This is a genomic window from Novimethylophilus sp. (assembly GCF_036504375.1).
Classification (GTDB): Bacteria; Pseudomonadota; Gammaproteobacteria; order Burkholderiales; family Methylophilaceae; genus Novimethylophilus.
In genome coordinates, this window is the sequence record NZ_DASXVH010000010.1 from 19,304 (window position 1) to 43,657 (window position 24,354).

The 24,354-nt window shown below is 59.6% G+C and carries 26 protein-coding genes and 1 riboswitch; of the genes, 10 read left to right on the forward strand and 16 right to left on the reverse strand.

What is annotated here, in order from left to right:
• Positions 1–16 precede the first annotated feature (16 nt).
• The 5 genes from VGK14_RS00735 to VGK14_RS00755 all read right to left on the reverse strand — a co-directional run bounded on the left by VGK14_RS00735 (position 17) and on the right by VGK14_RS00755 (position 2,987).
• Positions 17–469 (reverse strand): glycine zipper 2TM domain-containing protein, encoded by a 453-nt coding sequence (locus VGK14_RS00735; protein ID WP_331506980.1) that lies wholly within the window; start codon positions 467–469, stop codon positions 17–19.
• A 10-nt stretch (positions 470–479) separates the two neighbouring features.
• A complete protein-coding gene (locus VGK14_RS00740; protein ID WP_331506981.1) occupies positions 480–1,421 on the reverse strand; it encodes a carbohydrate kinase family protein in 942 nt (313 codons plus the stop codon).
• 41 nt (positions 1,422–1,462) lie between these two features.
• On the reverse strand, positions 1,463–1,870 hold the full coding sequence (locus VGK14_RS00745) for a CopD family protein (protein ID WP_331506982.1): 408 nt from the start codon (positions 1,868–1,870) through the stop codon (positions 1,463–1,465).
• Between the two features lie 80 nt (positions 1,871–1,950).
• The gene (locus VGK14_RS00750; RefSeq protein WP_331506983.1) at positions 1,951–2,478 is read right to left on the reverse strand and encodes a DinB family protein; all 528 of its coding nucleotides are present in this window, start codon (positions 2,476–2,478) and stop codon (positions 1,951–1,953) included.
• Positions 2,478–2,987 (reverse strand): TlpA disulfide reductase family protein, encoded by a 510-nt coding sequence (locus tag VGK14_RS00755; protein WP_331506984.1) that lies wholly within the window; start codon positions 2,985–2,987, stop codon positions 2,478–2,480. Before VGK14_RS00755 ends, VGK14_RS00750 begins: the two co-directional genes overlap by 1 nt.
• A 135-nt stretch (positions 2,988–3,122) precedes the next feature.
• On the opposite strand from VGK14_RS00755, the gene VGK14_RS00760 reads away from it, so the two are divergent.
• The 3 genes from VGK14_RS00760 to VGK14_RS00770 all read left to right on the forward strand — a co-directional run bounded on the left by VGK14_RS00760 (position 3,123) and on the right by VGK14_RS00770 (position 8,169).
• Positions 3,123–3,338 carry a hypothetical protein gene (locus tag VGK14_RS00760; protein WP_331506985.1) on the forward strand — a complete coding sequence of 72 codons (216 nt, stop codon included), beginning with the start codon at positions 3,123–3,125 and terminating at the stop codon, positions 3,336–3,338.
• Positions 3,338–4,204: an HDOD domain-containing protein gene (locus tag VGK14_RS00765; protein ID WP_331506986.1), complete on the forward strand. Its 867-nt coding sequence runs from the start codon at positions 3,338–3,340 to the stop codon at positions 4,202–4,204. Before VGK14_RS00760 ends, VGK14_RS00765 begins: the two co-directional genes overlap by 1 nt.
• 140 nt (positions 4,205–4,344) lie before the next feature.
• Positions 4,345–8,169 (forward strand): DUF3683 domain-containing protein, encoded by a 3,825-nt coding sequence (locus tag VGK14_RS00770; protein ID WP_331506987.1) that lies wholly within the window; start codon positions 4,345–4,347, stop codon positions 8,167–8,169.
• Between the two features lie 75 nt (positions 8,170–8,244).
• On the opposite strand, the gene VGK14_RS00775 is transcribed toward VGK14_RS00770, so the two are convergent.
• A complete protein-coding gene (locus VGK14_RS00775; RefSeq protein ID WP_331506989.1) occupies positions 8,245–8,700 on the reverse strand; it encodes an Rrf2 family transcriptional regulator in 456 nt (151 codons plus the stop codon).
• 246 nt (positions 8,701–8,946) lie between these two features.
• Here VGK14_RS00775 and pcnB point away from each other — a divergent pair, with 246 nt between their 5' ends.
• From pcnB to panD, 6 genes are read left to right on the forward strand one after another with little or no spacing between them, the layout of a single operon-like run.
• Positions 8,947–10,320, forward strand: coding sequence for a polynucleotide adenylyltransferase PcnB (gene pcnB / locus VGK14_RS00780; RefSeq protein WP_331506990.1), 1,374 nt, complete (start codon positions 8,947–8,949; stop codon positions 10,318–10,320).
• The gene (gene folK, locus VGK14_RS00785) at positions 10,317–10,805 is read left to right on the forward strand and encodes a 2-amino-4-hydroxy-6-hydroxymethyldihydropteridine diphosphokinase (RefSeq protein WP_331506991.1); all 489 of its coding nucleotides are present in this window, start codon (positions 10,317–10,319) and stop codon (positions 10,803–10,805) included. The genes pcnB and folK overlap by 4 nt, the downstream gene beginning before the upstream one ends.
• Positions 10,802–11,449: a deoxynucleoside kinase gene (locus tag VGK14_RS00790; protein WP_331506992.1), complete on the forward strand. Its 648-nt coding sequence runs from the start codon at positions 10,802–10,804 to the stop codon at positions 11,447–11,449. Before folK ends, VGK14_RS00790 begins: the two co-directional genes overlap by 4 nt.
• On the forward strand, positions 11,446–12,234 hold the full coding sequence (gene panB / locus VGK14_RS00795; RefSeq protein ID WP_331506993.1) for a 3-methyl-2-oxobutanoate hydroxymethyltransferase: 789 nt from the start codon (positions 11,446–11,448) through the stop codon (positions 12,232–12,234). The genes VGK14_RS00790 and panB overlap by 4 nt, the downstream gene beginning before the upstream one ends.
• Positions 12,234–13,076, forward strand: coding sequence for a pantoate--beta-alanine ligase (gene panC, locus VGK14_RS00800; RefSeq protein ID WP_331506994.1), 843 nt, complete (start codon positions 12,234–12,236; stop codon positions 13,074–13,076). The genes panB and panC overlap by 1 nt, the downstream gene beginning before the upstream one ends.
• Positions 13,077–13,123: 47 nt before the next feature.
• Positions 13,124–13,504 (forward strand): aspartate 1-decarboxylase, encoded by a 381-nt coding sequence (panD, locus tag VGK14_RS00805; protein WP_331506995.1) that lies wholly within the window; start codon positions 13,124–13,126, stop codon positions 13,502–13,504.
• Positions 13,505–13,569: 65 nt separating this feature from the next.
• On the opposite strand, the gene VGK14_RS00810 is transcribed toward panD, so the two are convergent.
• From VGK14_RS00810 to VGK14_RS00840, 7 genes are all read right to left on the reverse strand, one after another.
• Complete coding sequence (locus tag VGK14_RS00810) at positions 13,570–14,730, reverse strand: methyl-accepting chemotaxis protein (RefSeq protein WP_331506996.1); 1,161 nt, start codon at positions 14,728–14,730, stop codon at positions 13,570–13,572.
• A 99-nt stretch (positions 14,731–14,829) separates the two neighbouring features.
• Positions 14,830–14,914, reverse strand: a riboswitch (cyclic di-GMP riboswitch).
• 32 nt (positions 14,915–14,946) lie between these two features.
• Positions 14,947–15,666 (reverse strand): dethiobiotin synthase, encoded by a 720-nt coding sequence (gene bioD / locus VGK14_RS00815; RefSeq protein WP_331506997.1) that lies wholly within the window; start codon positions 15,664–15,666, stop codon positions 14,947–14,949.
• On the reverse strand, positions 15,663–16,541 hold the full coding sequence (bioC, locus tag VGK14_RS00820; protein ID WP_331506998.1) for a malonyl-ACP O-methyltransferase BioC: 879 nt from the start codon (positions 16,539–16,541) through the stop codon (positions 15,663–15,665). Before bioC ends, bioD begins: the two co-directional genes overlap by 4 nt.
• Complete coding sequence (gene bioH / locus VGK14_RS00825; protein ID WP_331506999.1) at positions 16,534–17,298, reverse strand: pimeloyl-ACP methyl ester esterase BioH; 765 nt, start codon at positions 17,296–17,298, stop codon at positions 16,534–16,536. The genes bioC and bioH overlap by 8 nt, the downstream gene beginning before the upstream one ends.
• Positions 17,295–18,452 carry an 8-amino-7-oxononanoate synthase gene (gene bioF, locus VGK14_RS00830; RefSeq protein WP_331507032.1) on the reverse strand — a complete coding sequence of 386 codons (1,158 nt, stop codon included), beginning with the start codon at positions 18,450–18,452 and terminating at the stop codon, positions 17,295–17,297. The genes bioH and bioF overlap by 4 nt, the downstream gene beginning before the upstream one ends.
• A 69-nt stretch (positions 18,453–18,521) precedes the next feature.
• Positions 18,522–19,484, reverse strand: a complete 963-nt coding sequence (bioB, locus tag VGK14_RS00835; protein ID WP_331507000.1) for a biotin synthase BioB — start codon at positions 19,482–19,484, stop codon at positions 18,522–18,524.
• The gene (locus tag VGK14_RS00840; RefSeq protein ID WP_331507001.1) at positions 19,477–19,878 is read right to left on the reverse strand and encodes a hypothetical protein; all 402 of its coding nucleotides are present in this window, start codon (positions 19,876–19,878) and stop codon (positions 19,477–19,479) included. The genes bioB and VGK14_RS00840 overlap by 8 nt, the downstream gene beginning before the upstream one ends.
• A gap of 50 nt (positions 19,879–19,928) precedes the next feature.
• On the opposite strand from VGK14_RS00840, the gene VGK14_RS00845 reads away from it, so the two are divergent.
• Positions 19,929–20,627, forward strand: a complete 699-nt coding sequence (locus tag VGK14_RS00845) for a ComF family protein (RefSeq protein ID WP_331507002.1) — start codon at positions 19,929–19,931, stop codon at positions 20,625–20,627.
• A 3-nt stretch (positions 20,628–20,630) separates the two neighbouring features.
• Here VGK14_RS00845 and VGK14_RS00850 read toward each other — a convergent pair whose 3' ends face one another.
• The 3 genes from VGK14_RS00850 to mshL are packed head-to-tail and all read right to left on the reverse strand — an operon-like array spanning position 20,631 to position 24,351.
• Positions 20,631–21,737, reverse strand: a complete 1,107-nt coding sequence (locus VGK14_RS00850) for a tetratricopeptide repeat protein (protein WP_331507003.1) — start codon at positions 21,735–21,737, stop codon at positions 20,631–20,633.
• The gene (locus tag VGK14_RS00855) at positions 21,734–22,624 is read right to left on the reverse strand and encodes an ExeA family protein (protein WP_331507004.1); all 891 of its coding nucleotides are present in this window, start codon (positions 22,622–22,624) and stop codon (positions 21,734–21,736) included. Before VGK14_RS00855 ends, VGK14_RS00850 begins: the two co-directional genes overlap by 4 nt.
• Before the next feature lie 2 nt (positions 22,625–22,626).
• The gene (gene mshL, locus VGK14_RS00860; protein WP_331507006.1) at positions 22,627–24,351 is read right to left on the reverse strand and encodes a pilus (MSHA type) biogenesis protein MshL; all 1,725 of its coding nucleotides are present in this window, start codon (positions 24,349–24,351) and stop codon (positions 22,627–22,629) included.
• Positions 24,352–24,354: the final 3 nt, after the last annotated feature.

The following is a 24,354-nucleotide window of genomic DNA, read 5'->3' on the forward strand; positions in this document are numbered from 1 at the left end:
CTCATGCGGGACAAGCCTAATGAGACACCCGCGTTGCGCCGCCCCCCTCCAGTAAGCGCACTCGGTCGCCGGGATAGAATTTTTCATCCGCCTCCTGGACGATCGCCAGCATGGTGCCGCTGTCCAGTTTGACGGTGATTTCGATACCATCCTTGCGGGTGACTCCCTCCTCGATCGCCGAGCCCGCCAGGCCGCCGGCGACGGCGCCGACCACCGCGCCGACGACGCTGCCCTTGCCGTGACCGACGCTGCTGCCTGCAACGCCGCCGACTGCCGCACCGGCAACCGTGCCAACCGCGCTCTTGGTGCCTTCGATCTTGACCATGCGCACGCTTTCGACGACACCCATTTTCACCGTCTGCACCTGGCGCGTTTGCTCCCGTGTGTAAACGTCGCCGGAATTGCTGCTGGCGCAACCGGCGATCAGTGCCGTCAGAATGATAAGGCCTAGGCCGTTACGAATATTCATGATGCTCTCCTTAACTTAGAAAAAGGCCCTTGCCAAAGGCCTTCTGGAACCGCTGTGCAATCTCTTCCCGGCTGGCTTTATGGTTCTGCCCGCCGCGGCTGGCGATTTTGATGGCCCCCATGACGGCCGCCAGCTGCCCGGTGGTCTGCCAATCCCAGCCTCGGGCGACGCCGTAGAGCAGGCCTGCACGGTACGCATCCCCGCAGCCGGTAGGATCCACCACCGCATCCGCTTCAACGCAGGGAATTTCATAGCGTTGACCTTCTGCATAAATGACCGACCCCTTAGCCCCCAATGTGACGACCAGCGCCTTGACCTGTTTGGCCAGTGCCTCGACCGTTTGACCGGTTTTTTCCTGCATCAGTTGCGCCTCGTAATCGTTGAGCGCCAAATAATCGGCCATGCCGGTAAATTCCATCAGTTCGTCGCCGGAGAACATCGGCATGCCCTGACCGGGGTCGAACAGAAACGGAATGCCGGCATCGTGGAATTCGCGCGCATGCAGGAACATGCCGTCGCGGCCGTCCGGCGCGATGATGCCGAGCTTGACGCCATTGGCGTCAGCCACTTTGTTTTCATGCGAAAAATTCATCGCGCCGGGATGGAAGGCAGTGATCTGGTTATCGTCGACATCGGTAGTGATGAACGCCTGCGCGGTATAGCTCTTGGCGATGCGACGCACATGGGCCATGTCTAGGCCAATCTCGTTCAGCCAGCTGGCGTAGGCCACAAAATCGTCGCCCACCGTCGCCATGATCAACGGCTTGCCGCCCAGCAGGTTGAGGTTATATGCGATATTGCCGGCAGTGCCGCCGAACTCCCGGCGCATGTCGGGAACCAGGAAAGCGACATTCAGGATATGTATCTTGTCCGGCAGGATGTGATTCTTGAACTGGTCGTGGAACACCATGATGGTGTCGTAAGCGAGGGAACCGCAGATCAGGGTTTGCATATAGAAAAATCAAGGATGTAAGTAAATTAGGATTATCGCTGTCAGAAGGGTTTGACGACAACCAGTATGACAACGGCGAACAGCACCAGCACCGGAATCTCATTGAACCAGCGGTACCAGACATGGTTGCGGGCATTGCTGTGCCGTTCGAAATCGCGCATCAGCTTGCCGCAGTAAAGATGATAAGCGATCAACACCGCCACCAGCAGGAGTTTTGCGTGCAGCCAGCCGCCGCCGAACCCGTAGCCCAGCCACAACCATAAACCGAACACCAGCGCCAGCACCGCCAGCGGCGTCATGAAGCGGTAGAGCTTGCGCTCCATCAGCATCAGGCGCTCTGCGGCCGGCCCCTCGACCATGGCGTGGTTAACGAACAGACGCGGCAGATAGAATAAACCGGCAAACCAGCTGATGACGAAAATGATGTGCAGCGCCTTGATCCAGAGCAAGATTAATTATCCAGAAATTTTAACCACGCCGACGTGCAAGAAACTTGCAGCGGAACTATCGTTTTCAAACCTTGCTGTTTTCAAATCTTGCGCATGTTTTCCAGGTGCTCGCCCATTTCCAATCGATAGGTATAGTAGGCCATATCCGGAAAAGGCGCGCCCAGCGCGCTGCCGGCGGCCGAAATATGCCCGCGCTCAAGCGAGGCGTAGGTAAAAACATGAGTCAGCGCATCGCGCACCCAAACATCCTTTTCTTCGCGGCTCAGCGTGCGGCGATAGCTAAGCCTGCCGTCGAAAAACTCTTCGGGCTGATATTCCAGCCAGCGCTGCAAGTCTCTAATTTCCTGGCGCAGGGCATTCTTGAGCTCGCGCCAATCGGCGTATAAAACTTCGCCATAGCCTTCCGCATAGTGCTCCCCTTTCAGCCGGGCATGCCATTTACGGAAGAAGAACAGCAAGTGGTCCAGCGTGCCGTGGATGCTCCCAAAAAACAGTTTCCGGGTTTCGCGACGGGTATCTTCATCCAGCCGGTCCAGCGCGTTGAACAGCACGTCATCGGCCCAATGCTGGTAATCGGCCTGATACAGAAAATACTGTTTGAAACTCATCAGCTTGCCCTCCTCAGCTTCTGGTCAAGCAGCGTATCGAGCGCGGCAAAATCCAGTTCCCCCATCACACGTTGCACGACATTGCCCTGCTGGTCTATCACGAACGAAGTCGGCGTTACCTGCACGCTACCGAATGCCTGAGCCAGCGAACCGTCGGCATCCAGCGCGACCTGAAACGGCAGCGCATTCTTTTTGGCGAAATGCATCACATGGTCGGGTGGATCATAGCTCATCGCCACAGCTATCACCTCAAAACCATGAGCATGATATTGTTTATAAGTATCGGTCAGTTTAGGCATTTCCGCCACACATCCAGGACAGCTGGTCGCCCAGAAGTTGACCAGCACGATCTTGCCCCGCAACTTCTCGAGTTGAAGAGTCTGTCCCGATATTGTACTGAACTCTACCGCAGGGGCGGAGTTGTCTTTCATCAGGGCGAAGCTCAACCCGCCCAGCAACAGTATCAGCAGCAAGGGCAGCACGATTTTTTTGAGGCGGGAAATGGGCACGGCGCACGCTCTGTTAAACGAGAAAGGCATTTTGGTATTTTTCTCGGCATTTGTCATTAATTGGATTAAAGTATCTTAAAATATCCTATTAAGTGGCACGGCCATACAAAAGGCTGCTCGAGCCGAGCAACATGCATGACATTGGAGCACGTCAAAAAGATGGATGCAGTTACCCCTCGACAGGAAAATGAACAGTTTATCTATCCGGAATGTCCGCAAGACATTCTGGAGCGTGTACAGCACGAAATGGGCGATCTCTTCCGCCACGCCAACCACGAACATCCGATGATGCGCGAATTGCACCGGCTGTGTATCGAGCGCCGCATCCGCCAACTGACCAGAGATTCCTGATGCCCCAGGAAAAAATAAAAAGAATTTTCCGCTACGTCGATGTACCCGAATTGCCGGAGCTGTACTCCAGGCTCGACGCCGCGATAGTCGACAGCAACAGTACGACCGCATCCATCAGCGCCATCATCGCAGAAGATACCGCGCTTGCCAAATGCCTGGTAAAACTCGCCAATTGCACCTTGTTCCGCTTTTCTTCCCGCATTGAAACCATAGACAGCGCCATAGACAACATTGGCGCCCGCCAAATCGGCGATTTGGCTTTGTCTGTATTGATCCTTCGCATGTTCGACGGCATGGATCCCGATATCGTCAGCATGCAATCTTACTGGCGCCACAGCTTCGCCTGCGGCATCACCGCACGCATTCTTGCCGCGCATCGCGGAGAACCCAACATCGAACGCTTTTTCCTGGCCGGATTGCTGCACGACATCGGCGGCCTTTTGTTTTACGTGCATATTCCCGAGCAGGCACTGATGGCGATCCTGCGCGCGCGCGACGGCAACGGGCCGCTGCACCATCAAGAACGCGAAATCGTGGGCTTCGACCATGCGCTCCTGGGCAAAGTCATATTGCAATCCTGGCATCTGCCGGAAGCATTGCAGGAAGCCGTGGAGCATCACCACACACCAGAATTGGCTAGCACCTATGCTGTAGAAGCGGCTACGCTGCATGTGGCCGACATCATCATCAATGCAATGCAATACGGCAGCCGCGGCGAGTTTATCGTTTCTCCGGTGCACCCCGAGGCATGGGAGCGCCTCGGATTGCCGGTCAGCATCCTGCAGCCGACAATGGAGCAAATCGATTATCAGTTCAATAGCATAGTCAAGGTATTTTTCGGCGAATACTGCGGCGGCATCGTGTAAATTTCCGCTTTCAAATCAATCCACCGCAGTTGTCATCCGCCATATTCAACTTATGGTTAAATTATAATAATCAATGGCTTAACCATGAAACCCCGGCTGTGCTACAATAATGCGTTGAGTTACTTTGACCGTTAATGCCCATGGCCACTCGCCTGCGCGAAATCCCATACAACTACACCTCGTTCTCCGATCGGGAAATCGTCATCCGTTTCCTCGGTGCCGAAGCGTGGGACATCCTCAACCAGCTGCGTGCCGAACGCAAAACCGGCCGCTCCGCCCGCATGCTGTTCGAGGTGCTGGGCGACCTGTGGGTGGTCACCCGCAACCCCTACCTGCAAGACGACCTGCTTTCCAACACCAAGCGCCGCAAGGCCCTGATCGGCGCCCTGCATCACCGCATCGAAGCGATTGAGGAACGCAGCCACAACAATCCGCCGGTAATCAAGCTGATTGAAGCTGCGCGAAGCGCCGTCGCCCGCTTCGAGGAAGACTTTCGCCAGACTACGGCCCTGCGCCGCAAAGCCATGTCGCGCCTCGCCAGGATCACGCGCAAGGACAATATCCAGTTCGATGGCTTGGCCCGCGTTTCGCATGTCACCGACGCCACCGACTGGCGCGTGGAATATCCTTTCGTCGTCATCAACCCCGATACCGAGGAAGAGATCGCGGCACTGGTCCGAGCCTGTATCGAGCTGGGGCTCACTATCATTCCGCGCGGCGGCGGCACCGGCTATACCGGCGGGGCAATACCGTTGACCGCATTGTCCGCGGTGATCAATACCGAAAAGCTGGAAGCCTTGAGCGCGGTCGAGATGACCGAACTGCCGGGCGTGGCCGGCAAAGTGCCGACGATACGCTGCGGCGCCGGCGTGGTGACGCGGCGCGTGATGGAAGCCGCCTCCGATGCCGGTTTCGAGTTCGCCGTCGACCCGACCTCGGCCGATGCCTCGTGCATCGGCGGCAACGTGGCGATGAACGCCGGCGGCAAGAAGGCCGTGCTGTGGGGCACCGCGCTCGACAACCTGGCCTCGTGGCGTATGGTGACGCCGGATGCCACCTGGATGACGGTGGAGCGGCTGGACCACAACCTGGGCAAGATCCACGACATTGAAACGGCGCGGTTCCGCATTACGCGCCATGCCGAAGACGGCAAAACACTGCGGGGCGAACCGCAGATTCTCGAAATCCCCGGCCCGCATTTCCGCAAAACCGGCCTCGGCAAGGACGTCACCGACAAGTTCCTGGCCGGCCTGCCGGGCATCCAGAAAGAAGGCTGCGACGGCCTGATCACGTCGGCCACCTTCATCCTGCACAAAATGCCTGCGCATGTGCGCACCATCTGCCTGGAGTTTTTCGGCTCGGTGGGACTCGCGGTGCCGGCCATCGTCGAAATCAAAAACTATCTGGACCAGCATCCCACTTCGTTGCTGGCCGGGCTGGAGCACCTGGATGAGCGCTACCTGAAGGCTGTCGGCTATGCCACCAAGGCCAGCCGCGCCGAGCGCCCCAAGATGGTGCTGGTCGCCGACGTTGCGAGCGACGACGAAAACGACATCGGCACCGTAGCCTCGCATATCGTGCGCCTGGCCAATGTACGCGGCGGCGAAGGCTTCATTGCCGTGTCAAGCGAGGCGCGCAAGAAATTCTGGCTCGATCGTGCCCGCACCGCCGCGATCGCCGCGCACACCAATGCGTTCAAGATCAACGAAGACGTCGTCATTCCGCTGGAACGCCTGGGCGATTATTCGGACGGCGTGGAACGCATCAATATCGAACTGTCGATCAAGAACAAACTGCGCCTGCTGGACGCCCTGGAAGCCTTCATGAACGGCGACCTGCCGCTGGTGCAGGACGAAGACACCCAGACCGACCCGGAGATGCTGGCGGCAAAGCGCGAGCAGGCAATTGCGCTGCTGGGCGAAACCCGCGCGCATTGGAGCCGCGTGCTGGATCACCTCGATTCGCCATTGCACGAACTGGGAAACCTAGCCGAGGAAGTGCTGGCGCGCTCCGGGCTCAACCAGATCGCCAATATCTTCCGCGCCGTGCAGGAGCATCATCTGCGCGTTTCCTGGAAACGCGAAGTGAGGAAAACCCTGCACCAGATTTTCTCCGGGCGCTCTTACAGTAAGATTCTGGAGCGTTGCGACGAGATTCACAAAACCGTGCTGAAGGGCCGCGTGTTCATCGCGCTGCACATGCATGCCGGCGACGGCAACGTGCATACCAACATCCCGGTCAATTCCGACGATTACCACATGCTGCACGAAGCTAATGAATCGGTAGCGCGCATCATGCGGTTGGCGACGGATCTGGGCGGGGTGATTTCCGGCGAGCACGGCATCGGCATCACCAAGATGGAATTTCTCGACGACAAGGCCATCAACACCTTCGCCGAATACAAGCAAAAGGTCGACCCCGATGGCCACTTCAACAAGGGCAAGCTGCTGCACGGTGCCGACCTCAGCCGCGCCTACACCCCCAGCTTCGGCCTGCTGGAGCAGGAATCGCTGATCATGGAGCAGTCCGAGATCGGCGAAATCGCCGACTCGATCAAGGACTGCGTGCGCTGCGGCAAGTGCAAGCCGGTATGCACCACCCATGTGCCGCGCGCCAATCTTTTATACAGCCCGCGCAACAAGATACTGGCGACCAGCCTGCTGATCGAGGCGTTCTTGTATGAGGAACAGACGCGGCGCGGCATTTCGCTGCAGCATTTCGACGAGTTCAACGACGTCGCCGACCATTGCACGGTATGCCATAAATGCCTCAATCCGTGCCCGGTGGATATCGACTTCGGCGACGTGTCGATTGCGATGCGCAACTTTCTGCGCAAGCAGGGCAAGAAGAACTTCAACCCCGGCACCACGGCGTCTATGTTCTTCCTCAACGCCAAGGACCCGGCCACCATCAGGCTGATCCGTGCCGGTATGATCCGGTTCGGTTATGCCGCGCAGCGCCTGGCGCATCAAGGCGCCAAAAAGCTGGGGCTGATCGGCGGATTCAAGCGCATGCCGCCGGCCACGGTCGGCAAGGCACCGATCCGGGAACAGGTGGTGCACTTCCTCAACCGGCCAATGCCCAAGGGCCTGCCCAACAAGACCTCGCGCGCGATGCTGGGCCTGGAAGATCCGACCATGGTGCCGGTGATCCGCGACCCGCTGAAAGCCGGAGAAGATGCGGACGCGGTGTTCTATTTCCCCGGTTGCGGCTCGGAGCGGCTGTTCTCGCAGGTGGGCCTGGCCACGCAAGCCATGCTGTATGAAGTGGGTGCCATCACCGTGCTGCCGCCGGGCTATCTGTGCTGCGGCTATCCGCAGACCTCCGCTGGCAATCATGACAAGGGCCAGCAGATCACAACGGAAAACCGCGTGCTGTTCCACCGCGTCGCCAATACGCTCAATTACCTCGACATCAAAACCGTGGTGGTGTCGTGCGGCACCTGCATGGACCAGCTGCTGAAGTACGAATTCGACAAGATATTCCCCGGCTGCCGCCTGCTTGACATCCACGAATACCTGATGGAGAAAAACCTCAAGCTGGAAGGCGTGACCGGCACGCGCTACATGTACCACGAGCCCTGCCATACGCCGATGAAGACCTACGATGGCATCAAGGTCGCCAACCAGCTGATGGGCAGCCCGGTTCAACTCAACGACCGCTGCTGCGGCGAATCGGGTACGTTTGCGGTGGCGCGGCCGGATATCGCCACCCAGGTAAAAATGCGCAAGCAGGAAGAACTGGAACGCGGCGTCGCCAAGCTGGGCGGGGCGGAAGGCCGGCCGATCAAGATCCTCACCTCGTGCCCGTCGTGCCTGCAGGGGCTGGAACGTTACAGCGAGGATACCGGCGTCGACGCCGACTACATTGTCGTGGAAATGGCCAAACACCTGCTGGGACCGAACTGGATGCAGGATTATCTGGCGAAGGCCAACCAGGGGGGAATCGAGAAAGTATTACTGTAACGGCATTTCTTGCGTGCCGTTACCTGTTCTTCGGTAATTCAGCGGTTAATTCCAGCGATGAAATCAACCGTTTTACTATGCCGGCAACAGTTCGCCGGGGATATCGGTCAATCGATACTTGCCCGCCCGCACAGCTTCCGCCAGATTGGCCAGATTCTGATCGTTGAGCATAGAAACGATTTCGGCCTTGATCGGCTTGAATCTGGAATGCATGGGGCATGCGGTTTCGTCTCCGCACTCCTTCAGGCCCAGAACGCAATGTGTGGTAAAATCCTGCCCTTCGGTAATCAGCAGCACCCGCATCAGATCGACCTTTTCAGGGCTCTCGCGCAGGCAGAAACCGCCGAGCCGTCCCCGGTACGAAGTAAGAATGCCGCCCTTGCACAGCATCTGCATGATCTTGGCCAGGTAGGCCGAAGGGACGCCGAGCTGTTCCGCAACCTCACGGCTCAAAATGGGCGCACCTTCCCCTTTTAATGCAATATAAATCAATGCCTGTATGGCATATTGGCTGGTACGTGAAATCAGCATCTTTGCATCCTGGATGAAAAAGTCTCGATGTCCATTTTAGCCAGATTGAGCCAAATGTGCATCCGTTTATCTTCAATACGCGTAATTTTTAATTTTACCTTAATTTATATCCATTTTCCCAGACAAATAAGCATGTCTCCGGCAAGGAATTCTCCGTTCCTCCAAGATCCACTCGAAGACGACGAATGACGGCGGTTTTGCGTTATAATCCGCCGACTTAACATCAGAAAAATCGCAATCCCGTCAATGATCCGCAAACTGTTGCAACGTGTTTTCCAGCCCAAGAAAAAAACGCCGGGGACTAACTCCGACGTTCAGAAATTCTCCCGCCGGACTCACGGCATCGATAAACACAAAATCAGCTCCGGCGCGCTCAAAACCGTCGAAGGCCTGCAAAAAGCTGGCTATTCCGGTTTCATTGTCGGCGGCGCGGTGCGCGACCTGATGCTGGGCCGCGTACCCAAGGATTTCGATGTCGCCACCGACGCCACGCCGGAACAAGTGCGCCAGGTCTTCCGCCGAGCGCGTATCATCGGCCGCCGATTCCGTATCGTGCATGTCATGTTCGGCAACGAGACCATCGAAGTCACCACGTTCCGCGGCAGCCATCTCGCCGTCGATGAAAATGGCGAGAGCGACGCCCAGGTCACCGACAGCGGCCGCATCCTGCGCGACAACGTCTTCGGCACCCTGCAGGAAGACGCCGAACGCCGCGATTTCAGCATCAATGCGCTGTATTACAACCCTGCGACCGAAGAGGTGTGGGATTACCACCGCGGCGTGCCCGACATCAAAGCCAAGGTTTTGCGCATTATCGGCGACCCGGAAACCAGGTACCGCGAAGATCCGGTACGCATGCTGCGTGCTGTCAGGCTTTCCGCCAAGCTGGAAATGCAGCTCGACCGCGCGACCGAAACGCCGATCCCCAAACTGGCCGATCTATTGCAGGACGTGCCGCCATCGCGCCTGTTCGAGGAGATGCTCAAGCTGTTTCTGTCCGGTCACGCGATGGAAAGCGCCGCCGCATTGCGCCAGCACGGTCTGCACCATGGCGTGCTGCCGTTGCTCGACGTAGTGCTGGAGCAACCGATGGGCGAACGTTTCGTCAAACTGGCGCTGAAGAATACCGACGACCGCGTACAGCAGGACAAACCGGTTTCGCCCGCGTTCCTGTTCGCAACGCTGCTGTGGCACGAGGTGCTGACTTCATGGCAGAAACACCAGAGCACCGGCATGAAACCCTTGCCCGCGCTGTTTGAAGCCATGCACGAAGTTTCCGATATCCAGGCCGGCAAGCTGGCGATTCCCAAACGCTATTCCGTCACAATGAAGGAAATCTGGGGCCTGCAGCCGCGGTTCGAGCAGCGCGCCGGTCAACGTCCGTTCCGCCTGCTGGAACACGAACGCTACCGCGCCGGCTACGATTTTCTGCTGCTGCGCTGCGAATCCGGCGAACTGCCGATGGAATTGGTGGAATGGTGGGATCGGTTCGCCCATGCCGACACCGAAACCCGCAACAACATGCTGCAGCCCGACACCGCGCCGAAAAAACGTCGGCGCCGGCGCAGAAGCCCGAATTCCGGCGGCTCACAGGGCCCGCATTCCGGCAACACCCCATGAGCGGGCGCGCCTTCATCGCTCTCGGCAGCAACCTGCAGCATCCGGCAATGCAAGTGTCGCGGGCTTTGGAGCGGCTTGCGGAACTGCCCGCCACCCGCGTGACACGCCAGTCCTCGCTCTATTGCACCGCGCCGATAGGCTATGACAACCAGCCGGATTTCATCAATGCCGCGGCCGAGGTTTCCACGGCGCTATCGCCGCTGGAACTGCTGCGCGCCTTGCTCGCGCTGGAAGCCGGCTTCGGCCGCGAACGGCCTTTCCCCAATGCCCCACGGGTATTGGACCTCGATCTTTTGCTTTATGATGATCAGGTAATGCATACCCCTGAACTCACGCTGCCACACCCCAGGCTGCATGAACGCGGATTCGTGCTGTTTCCGCTGGCAGAGATCGCGCCCGATCTGGAGATCCCAGGCAAAGGCCGCGTCTCCGACCTGTTGCGGGCGAGCAGCGACCAAGGCGTGGAAAAAATAACCGGGCGATGACGCTGACCAGAAAATACCCCTACATCGTCGTCGAAGGCCCGATCGGCAGCGGCAAATCCACGCTTGCGCGGAAACTGGCGGAGCGTTTTTCCGCGCAACTGCTATTAGAGAATGCCGGCGCCAACCCGTTTCTGGAAAAGTTCTACGCCAACCCCGACCGCCACGCACTGGCTACCCAGCTGTTTTTCCTGTTTCAGCGCGCCGAACAGTTGAGCGGACTGGCGCAGCCCGACCTGTTCGGCGGAGCCACCATTGCCGATTTTTTCCTGGACAAAGACCCGCTATTCGCCCGCCTCAACCTCAACGACAGCGAATTCGCGTTGTATCGCACCATTTACCAGCATCTGCAACCACAAACCCGGCCTGCCGATCTCGTGCTCTACCTGCAGGTTCCGGTCGATGCCCTGCTGGAGCGTATCCACAAGCGCGCCATCGCTTACGAGCAAACCATCAGCCGCGAATACCTGGAACGCCTCGCCGCCAGTTACAGCGAATTTTTCCATCAGTACGAAGCAGCGCCCTTGCTGATCATCAACAACGAGCATCTGGACGTTGCGGCCAGCGACGAGGCTTTCCACCTGCTATTGGAGCGCATCGAGAAAATGCGCGGGCAGCGCGAATACTTCAATCCCAACCTGGCATGACGACGCTGGCGACACTCAACGAAATGAAAGCGCGCGGCGAGAAAATCGCCGTGCTGACCTGCTACGACGCCAGCTTTGCCATGCTGATGGAAGAGGCCGGGGTAGACGCGCTGCTGGTGGGCGACTCGCTGGGCATGGTGCTGCAGGGCGAGACGACGACGCTATCGGTCACGCTGCGCGACATGCAATACCATACGCGCTGCGTTGCCAAAGGCGCAAGTCGCGCCTATGTCATCGCCGATATGCCTTTCGGCAGTTACCAGCAGTCGCCGCAACAGGCGTTACGCAACGCCGCACGGCTGATGGCCGCCGGCGCGCAGATGGTCAAGCTGGAAGGAGGTGCCGTGATGGCCGAAACCGTTGCTTTCCTCACCCGGCGCGGCATCCCGGTGTGCGGCCACCTAGGGTTCACGCCGCAGTCGGTGCATCAGCTTGGCGGCTACCGCGTGCAGGGCAAAAGCGCGGGCGATGCCGCTCGCCTGCAGGGCGACGCGCTCGCCCTGCAGCAGGCCGGCGCCGGCCTGCTGGTACTGGAAATGGTGCCGGCAGCGCTGGCCAGGCAGGCAACCGCACAGCTGGCGATTCCCACGATAGGCATAGGCGCCGGACCGGATTGTAACGGCCAGGTATTGGTGCAGCACGACATGCTGGGTATTTATCCCGGCAAAACACCCAGATTTGCGCATAATTTCATGCACGGCGCCGACAGCGTGCAGACCGCCTTGCGCCAATATGTCGAAGCCGTTAAAAACGGTAGCTTCCCCATGCCCGCACATTTATTCTGATGGAAATCATCTCCCGAGTTCCCGAACTGCGCGAGCGGCTGCATAACGTCAGCAACATCGCTTTCGTGCCGACCATGGGCAATCTGCATGCCGGGCATATCTCATTGATGGAACAGGCCCGGCAGCATGGCGATTGCATCGTCGCCAGCATTTTCGTCAATCCGCTGCAGTTCGGCGCCAACGAAGACCTGGCCAGTTATCCACGCACGCTGGCCGAGGACTGCCGGAAACTCTATGCTGCCGGCGTAGATGTCGTGTTCACGCCGAATGAGGCCGACCTCTACCCGCAACCGCAAACCGTCATCGTGCAAGCGCCGCCGATTGCGGGCGAGCTGTGCGGTGCGTATCGTCCCGGTCATTTCGACGGTGTCGCGACCATAGTGCTGAAGCTGTTCAACCTGCTGCAGCCGCAGGCCGCGCTGTTCGGCAACAAGGACTTCCAGCAGCTATTCATCATCCGCGAAATGGTGCGGCAGCTGAACGTGCCGGTTGCCATCGTCGCCGGTGAAACCGTGCGCGAGGCCGACGGGCTGGCGATGAGCTCGCGCAACGGCTATCTCAGGCCGGAGCAGCGCGTCGAAGCGCCGCGCCTGTTCAAGGCGCTGCAACAGGTAGTAAAAACGGTGCGGGACGGACGACGCGATTTCAAGGCGATCGAAACGCAAACCATGCAATACCTGACGATGATGGGGTGGATTGTCGATTACATCGAGGTGCGCAGCGCCGACACGCTGGCTGCGGCGGCAGCAAACGACCGCAACCTGGTTGTGCTGGGCGCAGCACGGCTGGGGAAAACCCGCCTCATCGACAATATCGAATTTTGCGTCCCGCAGCTCAACTGATTATAATAGCCGTCCTTTTGAATCAAACGGATAGCTAAAGGCTCCATATGCAAAGAACCATGCTCAAATCCAAGCTGCACCGGGTGCGCGTTACGCATGCGGAGCTGGGCTATGAAGGTTCCTGTGCGATTGACGAAGAATTGCTGGAGGCTGCGGACATTCGCGAATACCAGCAGATTGAAATTTACAACGTCAACAACGGCGAGCGCTTCAGCACCTATGCGATCCGCGCGCAGCGCAATTCCGGCATCATCTCGGTCAACGGCGCCGCCGCGCGCAAGGCCATGCCCGGCGACATCCTGATCATCGCCACCTATGCCGTGTACAACGAGCTGGAACTGGAAAAATACAAGCCGGAACTGGTGTACGTGGATGCGATGAACCGCATCAAGGACAAGCGCCGCGACATTCCGGTGCAGGCCGCATAACTCGGTCGGATAAAAACAAAAACGGCAGCCTGGGCTGCCGTTTTCTTTTGGCTGTCGGCTGACAGCTAAACGCTGAACTTCGACACTACCGTGCTCAGGTTTTCCGCTTTCTCTTTCAGGCTCTGCGACATGCTGTGGAAGGCATTGGCTTCCTGCGCGTTCTGCTGGGACAAATCCTCGATATAAGTCACCGCTTCGGTAATGCCGCCGACTGCGGTTTCCTGCTGCGACGCCAGTGTGGCGATGGTGTCTGACATGCCGACGATGGTTTTGACCGAAGTCAGAATACCTTGCAGCGCCGCATCCGCAGATTTGGCATTACCGGCGGCGGTAGCCGCATCGCCCTGCTTTTCGCACACCGTCCTGGATACCTGCTGCGCCTTGTTCTGCAGGCTGGTGATAATCTGGTTGATTTCTTCGGTGGACTTGCCGGTACGCTGCGACAGATTGCGCACCTCGTCGGCCACCACAGCGAATCCCCGTCCGGCTTCGCCGGCGCGTGCGGCTTCGATCGCGGCATTCAGCGCCAGCAGATTGGTTTGCTCGGAAATATCGCGTATCACCTGCATCACGGTGCTGATCTTGTTGATTTCGTCTTGCAGCGAGGCAATCGACTCGGCGATGCCCTGCACATCGCTGGAAATATGCTCCAGCGCATGGATGGTCTCACCCACCACCGCACTGCCGCTGACCGCCGATGTATTGGCTTCGCGCGCCGTTGCCGCGACATTGGAGGCATGCAACGAGACATCCTTGATCTGATCCGCCAGATGCATGATGCTGTCGGCAATCTGGTGGGTACGCTCGCCCTGGCTGGCAATGGCTTCCTTGGTGCGCGAAGAGATGCCGCTCATGTCCGTCGCAGCGCCGTTGAGGTCCACCGCGGTGTCGCGCAGCGTCAGGATCAGCTTGGCAGTGCCTTTGCGAGCGTTGTCATATTCGTAGCCCATCCAGGCGAAATCGTCCTTGCCGTTGAGGCCGAATTTCTTCGAAAGATTGCCTGCCGCCATTGTTTGCAGAGCCCCGACGATGGCCGTGGCACGCCGCGCGGCGCGCATGCCGAACCATAGCGCCGTGAAGATATTCAAAATCAGAAAGGCAATGGTTACCGGCAGCGAATTGACGAAATAACTCACGACAAAGGCAATCGTCACCAGTGCGGAAAGAATCAGGAACTGCTTGCGCAGATTAAGATTCTCAACCAATTTTTCCAATATTGAATTCATGATGCCAAGATCTCCTCGTGAGGCATGGCCAGATCGACATCAGGAATGGCGTGATAGCACTGACACCGCCCACCCTTTGGTGGGGAGCAAGAAGTGTCGTCCGGCAATCCCGCTATCCTGAAATACCGCCATGGACCGGTAATTTTGCGCCCCTGCCTTACGGCCAGGCTCGCCTTTATCAAACGATGTGGTGGGATTATGGAAGCTGTGTGCCCGTTAGTCAACAACTCCGCTCCTAGAGCGGAGTTCGGGCCAGCTTGCCAGAAATTCGGCGGCAGCGGAGATTCCTTGCGCCGGATGCCTATCCAGTTCCGATTGGAACGGCAACGTTGCGATGCGTGGCGCCGGCAGACGCTGTTCGAGCGTTGCGATATTGTCCCGCAATGCCGGCATTGCGGGCTCGACCTGATTCGCCACCCAGCCTGCCAGGCGCAAGCCGGACCGCGAGACTGCATCGCTGCTCAGCAAAGCATGGTTGAGGCAGCCCAGGCGCATGCCGACCACCAGAACGACCGGCAGCTGCAGCGCGACGGCCAGATCGGCGGTGTCCTGGCTGTCGTTGAGCGGCACGCGAAAGCCTCCCACCCCTTCCACGATCACGACGTCGGCCTGGGCCTGCAGCATGGCGAATCTTTCCAGTATCGGCTCCAGCCGGATATGCGTTCCAGCCATGGCGGCGGCGATATGCGGCGCCAACGGCGGCTCGAAAGCGTAGGGATTGACCGCGTCCCGGTCCGCCTCGACGTTGCCCGACGCCAGCAGTTGCGCGACGTCATCCGATACCAGCCTGCCGTGTTCGCTGCGGCATCCGGCCGCGACCGGCTTCATGCCAACCGCGCGCAGGCCCTGAGCCGCAAACGCACGCAGCAAGGCGCAGCTGACGAAGGTTTTGCCGATGCCGGTATCGGTGCCGGTAATGAAATAGGCCTGCTTCATTTGTGCCGGTGCAAGGTGATGGGCTGGGCCCCGCCCGGCAGCGACGGATGCGGTTGTGCCTTCCATGCGTGGCCGTAAACCACTTCATAGGTGGCCGGCAGTTTGCCCTGCCGGCGAAAACGTTCGTAATTGTCGGCCAGCCGCTGCAGAAACGATTTTCCCTCGAGGCCGCGCCTGCGCCCTTCGGTCGCGTTGCGCGCGCCTATGGCCTTGAGGTCGCGCATCAACCCCCGCACATCGTCGTAGGTCAGGGTAAAGCGTTCCATGTCCATCACCGGATCTTTGAAGCCGGCGCGCACCAGGGCATCGCCGATGTCGTGCATGTCCAGAAACCGGCTGACATGGGTATGCGCCGGATCGGCGCTCGCCGCCTCGCGTAGTTCCATCAGCGTATCAGGCCCGAACGTGCTGAACATCAAGAGCCCCTCCGGGCGCAATGCGCGGTGCAGTTCGCGGAAGGCCAGGTCGAGATCGTTGCACCATTGCATGGCCAGGTTGGACCACGCCAGGTCGACGCTCCCATCCTCGAGCGGCAGCGCTTCGATGTCGCCGCAGACGAATGCCTGGCGCGAACGCCAAGCCAGCCGCGACAGCCATGGCTGCCGCGCGGCGGCGAGTTGCAGCATCGGCGGCGCGATATCCAGCGCCAGCACGCGGCTGTTTTTGTAGCGCTGCGCCAGCCGCGAGGTGCCCAGCCCGGTGCCGCAGCCCGCATCCAGAATCACCTGCGGCGCCAGTTTCACCAGGTCCAGGCGGGCGAACATGCGCTCGAACACTTCCCGCTGCATGATCGCGGCTGCATCGTAGCTCGCCGCGGCCCGGCCGAAGGAATCCCGCACGCGCTTCTTGTCGATGCGGTAAGCGCTGTTATCCATGGCAGAACTCCCGCAGCACATCGACAAACCAGGCTGGGTGCGACAGGAAGGGAGCATGCGAAGCGTTGTTGCAAACCCGCAGTTGCGCGCAAGGCAAATGCTGCGCCAGCCAGCGTCCGGCTTCCACCGGCGCCAGTTTGTCGTAATCGCCGTGCAGCACCAATGCGGGGGCCGTCACAGCGCCAAGCCCGGCGCGCAAATCGGTTGCCAGCAGGACATCCAGGCCAGCCTGCAAGGTTTGCGGCGCCGGTTCGTCACGCTCGAAAAAATGCTCGCGCAGCTGGCGCACGGTTTCCTTGGCGGCATCCCCGCCGTAAGCCTGCAACGCGAGAAAACGCGACAGCGTAGCGCGATAATCCTGCCGCACCTGCGCGGCGAATTCGCGGAACACGTCTTCGGCCACGCCGAATTGCCAATCGCCGCCGCTGACGAAGCGCGGCGTGCTTCCCACCAGCACCAGTCTGGCAATGTGCTGCGGTTGCTGCATCGCCCAGCGCAGCACCACTTGCCCGCCCAGCGACCATCCGCAAGCGATCGCCCCTGGCGGCGCAATACGTGCGACCGCGGCAGCCAGGTTCTCCAGCGTATACGGCGCTACCGCGGCGCTGTGCCCAAGGCCGGGCAGGTCGACGATGTGCAGCCGGAACGAGGCTGCCAGTTGCTTCGCCACCGGCGCCCACACGCCGCCGTGCATGCCCCAGCCGTGCAGCAGCACCAGATCCGGGCCTTGCCCCAGGGTTTCGACATGCAAGCTCATGCGCGTTCGATTTCGTTCAGCGCCTGGGCCAGCGCGGCGACATCCTCGACGGTATGGGCCGCGGAAAGCGAAATGCGCAGGCGCGCGGTGCCTTGGGGAACTGTGGGGGGACGAATGGCGGGCACCAGTATGCCGTGTTTCAGCAAGCACTCGCTTACTTCTACAGCCTCTTTATTGCTGCCGATGACGAGTGGTTGTATCGGCGTTGCAGAATTCGCCAGTTGCCAGCGGTTGAGCTGCAATCGGCTGCGCAGTACGGCGATCAGTTCCTGCAAGCGTGCGCGCCGCCATTGTTCGCCGGCGATGATTTCCAGGCTGGCGAGCAATGCGGCGGCAAGCAAGGGCGGCGTGGCCGTGGTATAGACGTAAGTGCGGGCATTCTGGATCAGGCTCTCGACCAATACCGGGTCGCCGGCGACGAAAGCCCCGGCCACGCCTGCCGCCTTGCCCAGCGTGGCCATGTAGATGATGCGGGGGCTGCTCAAACCGGCGTATTCCAGTATTCCGCGTCCGCTTTCCCCCAATACGCCGAAGCCGTGCGCGTCGTCCAGCATCAGCCAGGCATCGTACTGCTCGCATAGCGCAAGCAAGTCTGCAACCGGCGCAATATCGCCGTCCATGCTGAACACCGCGTCGGCAAGCACCAACTTGCGCTTGGCCGTTGACGCGGCCAGCAGTTTTTTTAGCTGAGCCATGTCATTGTGGGCAAAGCGCTTGAGTTCGGAGCGCGACAACACTGCCGCGTCGTTAAGCGAGGCATGGTTGAGGCGGTCGGCGAACACCGCATCGCCGCGCCCGACCAGGGCGGTGACGACGCCGAGATTGGCCATGTAGCCGGTGGAGAACAGCAGCGCGCGCGGCAAGCCGGCGAAGTCCGCCAGCGCTTCTTCCAGTCCATGGTGCAGCCGGTGATGGCCGGTGATGAGATGCGACGCCCCGCCGCCCACGCCGGCCTCGTCGGCGGCCGCCTTGGCGGCCTCGATCAGCGCCGGATGATTGGCCAGGCCAAGATAGTCGTTGCTGCAGAACGACAGTACTTGCCGTCCTTCGACCCGAATACGCGCGCCCTGCGCGCTTTCCAGCACCAGCCGACGACGCAGCAGGCCGGCGGCTTCGCGCTCGGCGAGCGATTCGGCGAGATCCGAGAAAGGCAATTTAGCCACGGGGAATACGGAAAGAGTCACGGAGAACCCGGTTTTCCCCGCATCCCCCGCACTTCAAAATCATTCCGGATGAATACCGAGCTTGTCGAACAGCTGCCGATCGGCCTCGGTGTCCGGATTGCCGGTGGTCAGCAGTTTTTCGCCATAAAAGATCGAATTTGCGCCGGCGATGAAACATAACGCTTGCGTCGCATCCGACATCTGGCCGCGGCCGGCGGAAAGGCGCACATGGGATTCCGGCATCGTGATGCGGGCAGCGGCGATGGTGCGCACGAACTCGATCTCGTCCAGCGCCTCGGTGCCATACAGCGGGGTGCCTTCCACCTGCGTCAGGAGGTTGATCGGCACCGATTCCGGCGGTGTTTCCATATTCGCCAGCTGGGCGATCAGGCCGGCGCGCTGCAAGCGCGATTCACCCATCCCGACAATGCCGCCGCAGCATACGTTCATGCCGGCGTCGCGCACCTGCTCTAGTGTATCCAGCCGGTCCTGGTAAGTGCGGGTGCCGATGACTTCGCCGTAGAATTCCGGCGCGGTGTCCAGGTTGTGGTTGTAATAGTCGAGCCCGGCATCTTTCAGTCGATTGGCCTGGCCGTCCTTGAGCATGCCCAGTGTGGCGCAGGTTTCCAGCCCCAGCGCTTTTACTTCGGCAATCATTTTCAGCACCGGCTCCAGGTCGCGCTGTTTCGGACTGCGCCAGGCCGCTCCCATGCAGAAACGGCTGGCGCCGCTTTCCTTGGCGGCGCGCGCTGCGGCAATTACCTCGTCCACATCCAGCAATTTCTGGTTCTCGACGCCGGCGTCATGATGGGCGGATTGCGGGCAGTAGCCGCAGTCCTCGGAACAGCCGCCGGTCTTGATCGACAGCAGCGTGCTCACCTGTACCGCGTTAGGGTCGAAATGTTCGCGGTGCACGGTCTGCGCGCGATGAATCAGATCCGCGAAAGGTAGTTCGAACAATTCGACGATTTCGTCGATGCGCCAGCTTTTACGGGTGGTGGGCAAATCTGCTACTTTATTCATGAGGGGTCTCCACGGTAATGTCCTGCCAGTTTTCCTTGCGCGCCCGCAAAATATCGCGCACCGCCAGCGGCACTACAACCAGTACGCTGACCAGCCATACCAAGAACAGCAGCCTGATGCCTCCGCCCACGGCTTTGGACATTTGCGGACTGAAATTGAGCCCCACCACCAGCGCGCCCACCAGGCCGTAGAAACGGTAGCCGCCCGGATAGAGGTAATCGCGCACCCGCTGGTTGGGATGATGCGCAATGGAAGCATGGACGAAAATCGAAGCGGCAATCCACAGCAAAGCCGGAATGACCAGCGGCATCAGCAGGATGGCCGCGCATGACAACATATTGAAAATCTGGGCATCGCGGCGCTGCTGGGCGGCGGTAATGGTTTTCACTGGCATAATGGCAACTCTGACGGAAAGCCCGCATTATATTATGTCAATTCATAGACATGCAATTTATTGACATTTGCTTAAATATTGCACAATCATTGCTGCCGCAGGATTGCCTGCTGTGCGGCGTGCATAGCGCCCGCCTGCAAATCTGTCCCGATTGCCGTCATGACTTGCCTTTCCATCACGGTTCCGCGTGCCCGGTTTGCGGCAACCCTTCGCCCCAGGCCGAAATCTGCGGCAATTGCCTTAAGCACCCGCCGCATTTCGATGCGACATGTGCGGCTTTCATTTATGCGTTTCCGCTGGACGCTTTGCTGCGTGCGTTGAAATATCAGGGCAGGCTGCCAATCGCGGAACTGGCAGGGACCTGTTTGGCGCACCGCGCCGCCGGCCGGCTGCGGCCGGACCTCGTCATTCCGATGCCGTTGCATCCGCAGCGTCTTCGAGAGCGCGGCTTCAACCAGGCTAGTGAAATTGCCCGTGTCGTGGCACGGCACATTGGAGTACCGCTGTCAATGGATGCAGTGTTACGGGTACGCGCGACAGAGCCGCAGGCCGGTTTGCCGCTCGAGCGGCGCGGCAAGAATATTCGCAATGCCTTCGCCTGTATCCAGGACATGACGCAAAAACGGATAGCGATAGTGGACGACGTGATGACCAGCGGCGCCAGCTTGAACGAATTGGCGCGTACGCTCAAATCGGCGGGCGCAGCCCATGTCGAATGTTGGGTGGCAGCAAGAACGCTGCTGGATTAAGGCTTATTTGCCTTTTAACTGGCTCAGGCGCTGGTCGACGAACGTCGCCAATTCGGGAGATAACTGGTCCAACTGCCTGGCACGGTCGAAAGCCTCCCTGGCATCCGCGTATTTACCCTGCGCTTGCAGCGATATGCCGACGCCAACCAGCCAGCTGATATTTGCGGGGTCCTGCCTTAGAGCAGCCAGGTAATTGGCCACGGCTTCCTCATGCCGCTCCTCGCGCTGCAGCAAAGCGGCGTAAAACCCGTGATAATCGGCATCATCGGCCGCGTACTTCAGGCCCTGCTCCAGCGTTTGCAGACTAATCTGCCGGTTGCCGGCCTCCACCTGCAACCGTGCCAGCGCCATCACGAAACCAGTCTGCTCCGGGGCCAGCTTGATGCCGTCCTGCAGCAAAACCGCCGCGTCGCCGTTACGTTTGCTTTCCACCAGCAAGCCCACCAGCAGTTGCCGGGCATTGTGATTGGAGGGGGTTTCATCCAGCGCCTGCCATAATGTGCTGCGCGCCTCGGCGACTCTTCCCTGCTGCAGCATGGCGACCGCCTGCTTGTATAAATTGTCGCTCTTCTGTTGCGGGGTAACACTTTTAAGGGCGGCGTCGCGCGAAACCCGGGCGGACTTTGCGGGGCGAGCCTCCTTGGGCTTGTCTTCCGAGACAGGCTTGACGGTTCCAGCAACGGGTGCCACAACTGCCGGCGCTGGATCAGCAGCCGGTGCGGTTTTCTTCTTCGGCACTGACGCCGATAACGTACGCAGTTCCATATCCAGCCCCGGCAACCGGCTGCCAGAGGTTTCCGCCACAGGTGTAGACAAAGCCGCAGGGGCCGGCGCGGGTGCAGCCGAAGCCGCGGGCGGCGCCGGAAGCTTGCGGGCTTCCGGGAGCTTTGTCTCAACCGGCTGAGACACTTGCGCGGGCGCAAGCCATTCCACCCAGGCAAAATATCCGGCACCCAACACCAGCAGCACTGTTACGCCAAGACCTGCCATCAAGCCGATCGATCGTTCTGCCGGCTCGACCGTGCGCACAACTCCCGCCAACGTGGGATTCCCTTGCGGCGATGCCTTGCGCTGGTCCAGGTCTTTCAGCATCCGGTTAATCAGGCTCATTGCGTCGCATTCCACATAACCGCGGCAGCAAGCACCGCGATCAGCACCCCCAGTAATGCTGCGAAGCGCCAATTCATCTTGCGGGTGGAGGCAGTATCGTTGCAGGCGGCCATGACATCGGCCATGCCGACGGTTTTCCTGCCTTTGCCGAACACGGCCAGCATGGCCTTGTGCGCGACGATATTGACCAGGCGCGGAATGCCCTCTGTCCTGCGATGCAGCATCCACAAAGCCCAGGAACTGAACAAGCGCCCCCCCTGATAGCCGGCGACGATCAGGCGGTGGTTCAAGTAATAATGCAAATCATCGCGGTTCAACGGGCTAAGCCGGTAGTCGAATGTGATGCGCTGCTTGAGCTGGCGGATCGATTGCTGGTTGAGCTTGTCTTCCAGTTCCGGCTGACCGAAAATCACCACTTGCAACAGCTTGCGCTTTTCTGTCTCCAGGTTGGTCAGCAGGCGCAGCGCCTCCATGGTTTCCAGCGGCATCGCCTGCGCCTCGTCCAGGCAGATAATCACCTGCCTGCCCTGGTTGGAAAACTCCGTCAAGGCCTGCGTAATCGACTTGAGCAGATGATGCTGGCCGGTATCGACAATTTCGATGCCCAGTTCCTCCGCCAGCGCCAGCAATAAGGAGTGCGGCTCAAGATAAGGATTGGGGATATAGGCGACCTTGAACGTTTCGTCCAGGCTGGAGATGAATTTGCGGCACAGCAGGGTTTTGCCTGTGCCCACTTCGCCGGTGATCTTCATGAAGCCTTCGCCGGTGCGGGCAGCGATTAGCAACGTGTTGAGCGCCTCCTGATAGCGGGCTGAGGCGAAAAAAAAGGCCGTGTCCGGCGTAATGTTGAAAGGGGATTCCCGCAGGCCGAAGTGTTCGAGATACATCGCTACTGGGCCGCTCCGGATGATCGGTCGAAATTGCCGATGCGGTCATGCGTGGAAAGAATATCCTCGCTCCAGCTGTTTTCGTTCATCACCACCGTCGGTTTGAGCAATATCACGAGTTCGCTCTTGGTCGTGGTTTGCGCATGCTGGCGGAACGCGGCACCGACGCCTTTGGTGTCTCCCAAGCCGGGAACCTTGGACCTGTCGCTGGTTGTGCTCTGCTTCATCAGGCCGCCGATCGCGATTACCTGACCATCCTTGGCACGCACGATGCTGTCCGTCTCGCTCACCTTGCTGGAAGCCAGCGGCAGGCTGATGGTCTGACCGGTACCGATATTGATGAGCTTGGTCACGGTAGACACATCGCTCACCGACGGGTGGATGTGCAGCGTGATATTGCTGTTCTCGTCGATTTGCGGGGTCACGTCCAGCGCGATGCCGGAAAAGAACGGATTCAGCGTCACCTCCGGCACCGTCGTGGTGGCGCCGGTGGAGGCGATGGTGCTGGTGGAAACGCCGGTTACGAAAAATTCGTCCGTCCCCACCTTGAGCACCGCCTTCTGGTTATTGATGGTGGCGATGCGCGGGCTGGAAAGCACGTGCACGTCGCCTTGCGATTCCAGGAAAGAAATCAGGCTGGAAAAATTAGCTGCCTGCACCGCAATCGCGAATAACGAGCCGGCAACGCCGCCAACTGCCGCGCTGGCCAGCGCCGATCCGGTAGAGGACAGGCTCCCGCTCGAAACCCTGCCGCCGCCCTTGCCGAGGAAGGTGTCCGGATTGACGTTGCCTATCGTTACGCGGGAATTGCCCCTGTTGCCGAACACCGCCCAGTTCACGCCCGCCTGCGACTGGTCATTGAGTTCGACCTCGATGATCTTGGCTTCAAGAATGACCTGGCGCTCGATATTCACCTGCATCAGGCGCAGATATTTTTCAACGCTGCGGATTTCCGCAGGCATCGCGCGCACCAGCACGATACTCGCTTGCGGGTTGACGATGACCTTGCGGCCATTGGCATCGCCGATGATGCTGTTCAGCGCCGTGCTGAGTTCAGGCCAGAAGTCGCTGCTCGACTGCGTGCGCACGCTGCTGCTGATGGAACCGCGGCTGGTCGACGTGCCTGTCGATGAAGTCGCGGTTCCGGTACCGGCCGCCCGGTTGGGGTTATTGGTATTGCTGGTGTTGGCGGAATTGGAAATCACCTGCGTATCGGAGGCGCCGGTGCGCTGGCTGTTGATGTAGTTGACCTGGAATACGCGCGTTTGCAAGGCTACGGATTCCACGAATATCCGCGACCCTTCCACGCGATATTCGTACCCGTACATATCGCGGATTGCGTCGAGCGCCTCGAATACCGTCACATCCTTGAGATTGACCGAGATATTGCCCTTGACCTCGGGATGCACCAGCATGCTGTAGCGCGTGCCGGAAACAATGCCCATGAATACCTGGTTTGCCGGCGCATCGTTGATCACCAGGTCGAAGCGCTGCTCCAGCTGTTTAGCGCTGGCTTTGGGAATGGCAATTTTGAGCGGCGGCAACAAGGCGTTATTGACAGACTCCGGAACCTGCTGCTGGGGTTTGCTGTTGTCGTCAACCGCCTGCCGCAATTCGGCGTTGATACGGTCCAGTGTCGAGCGGTCGCGCGGCGGTGCGGAGCCGCATCCGGCCAACGTCAGGCACAGCATCCAGAGCAGGATGCGTGGGAGGAGCTTTCCCGTCATTCC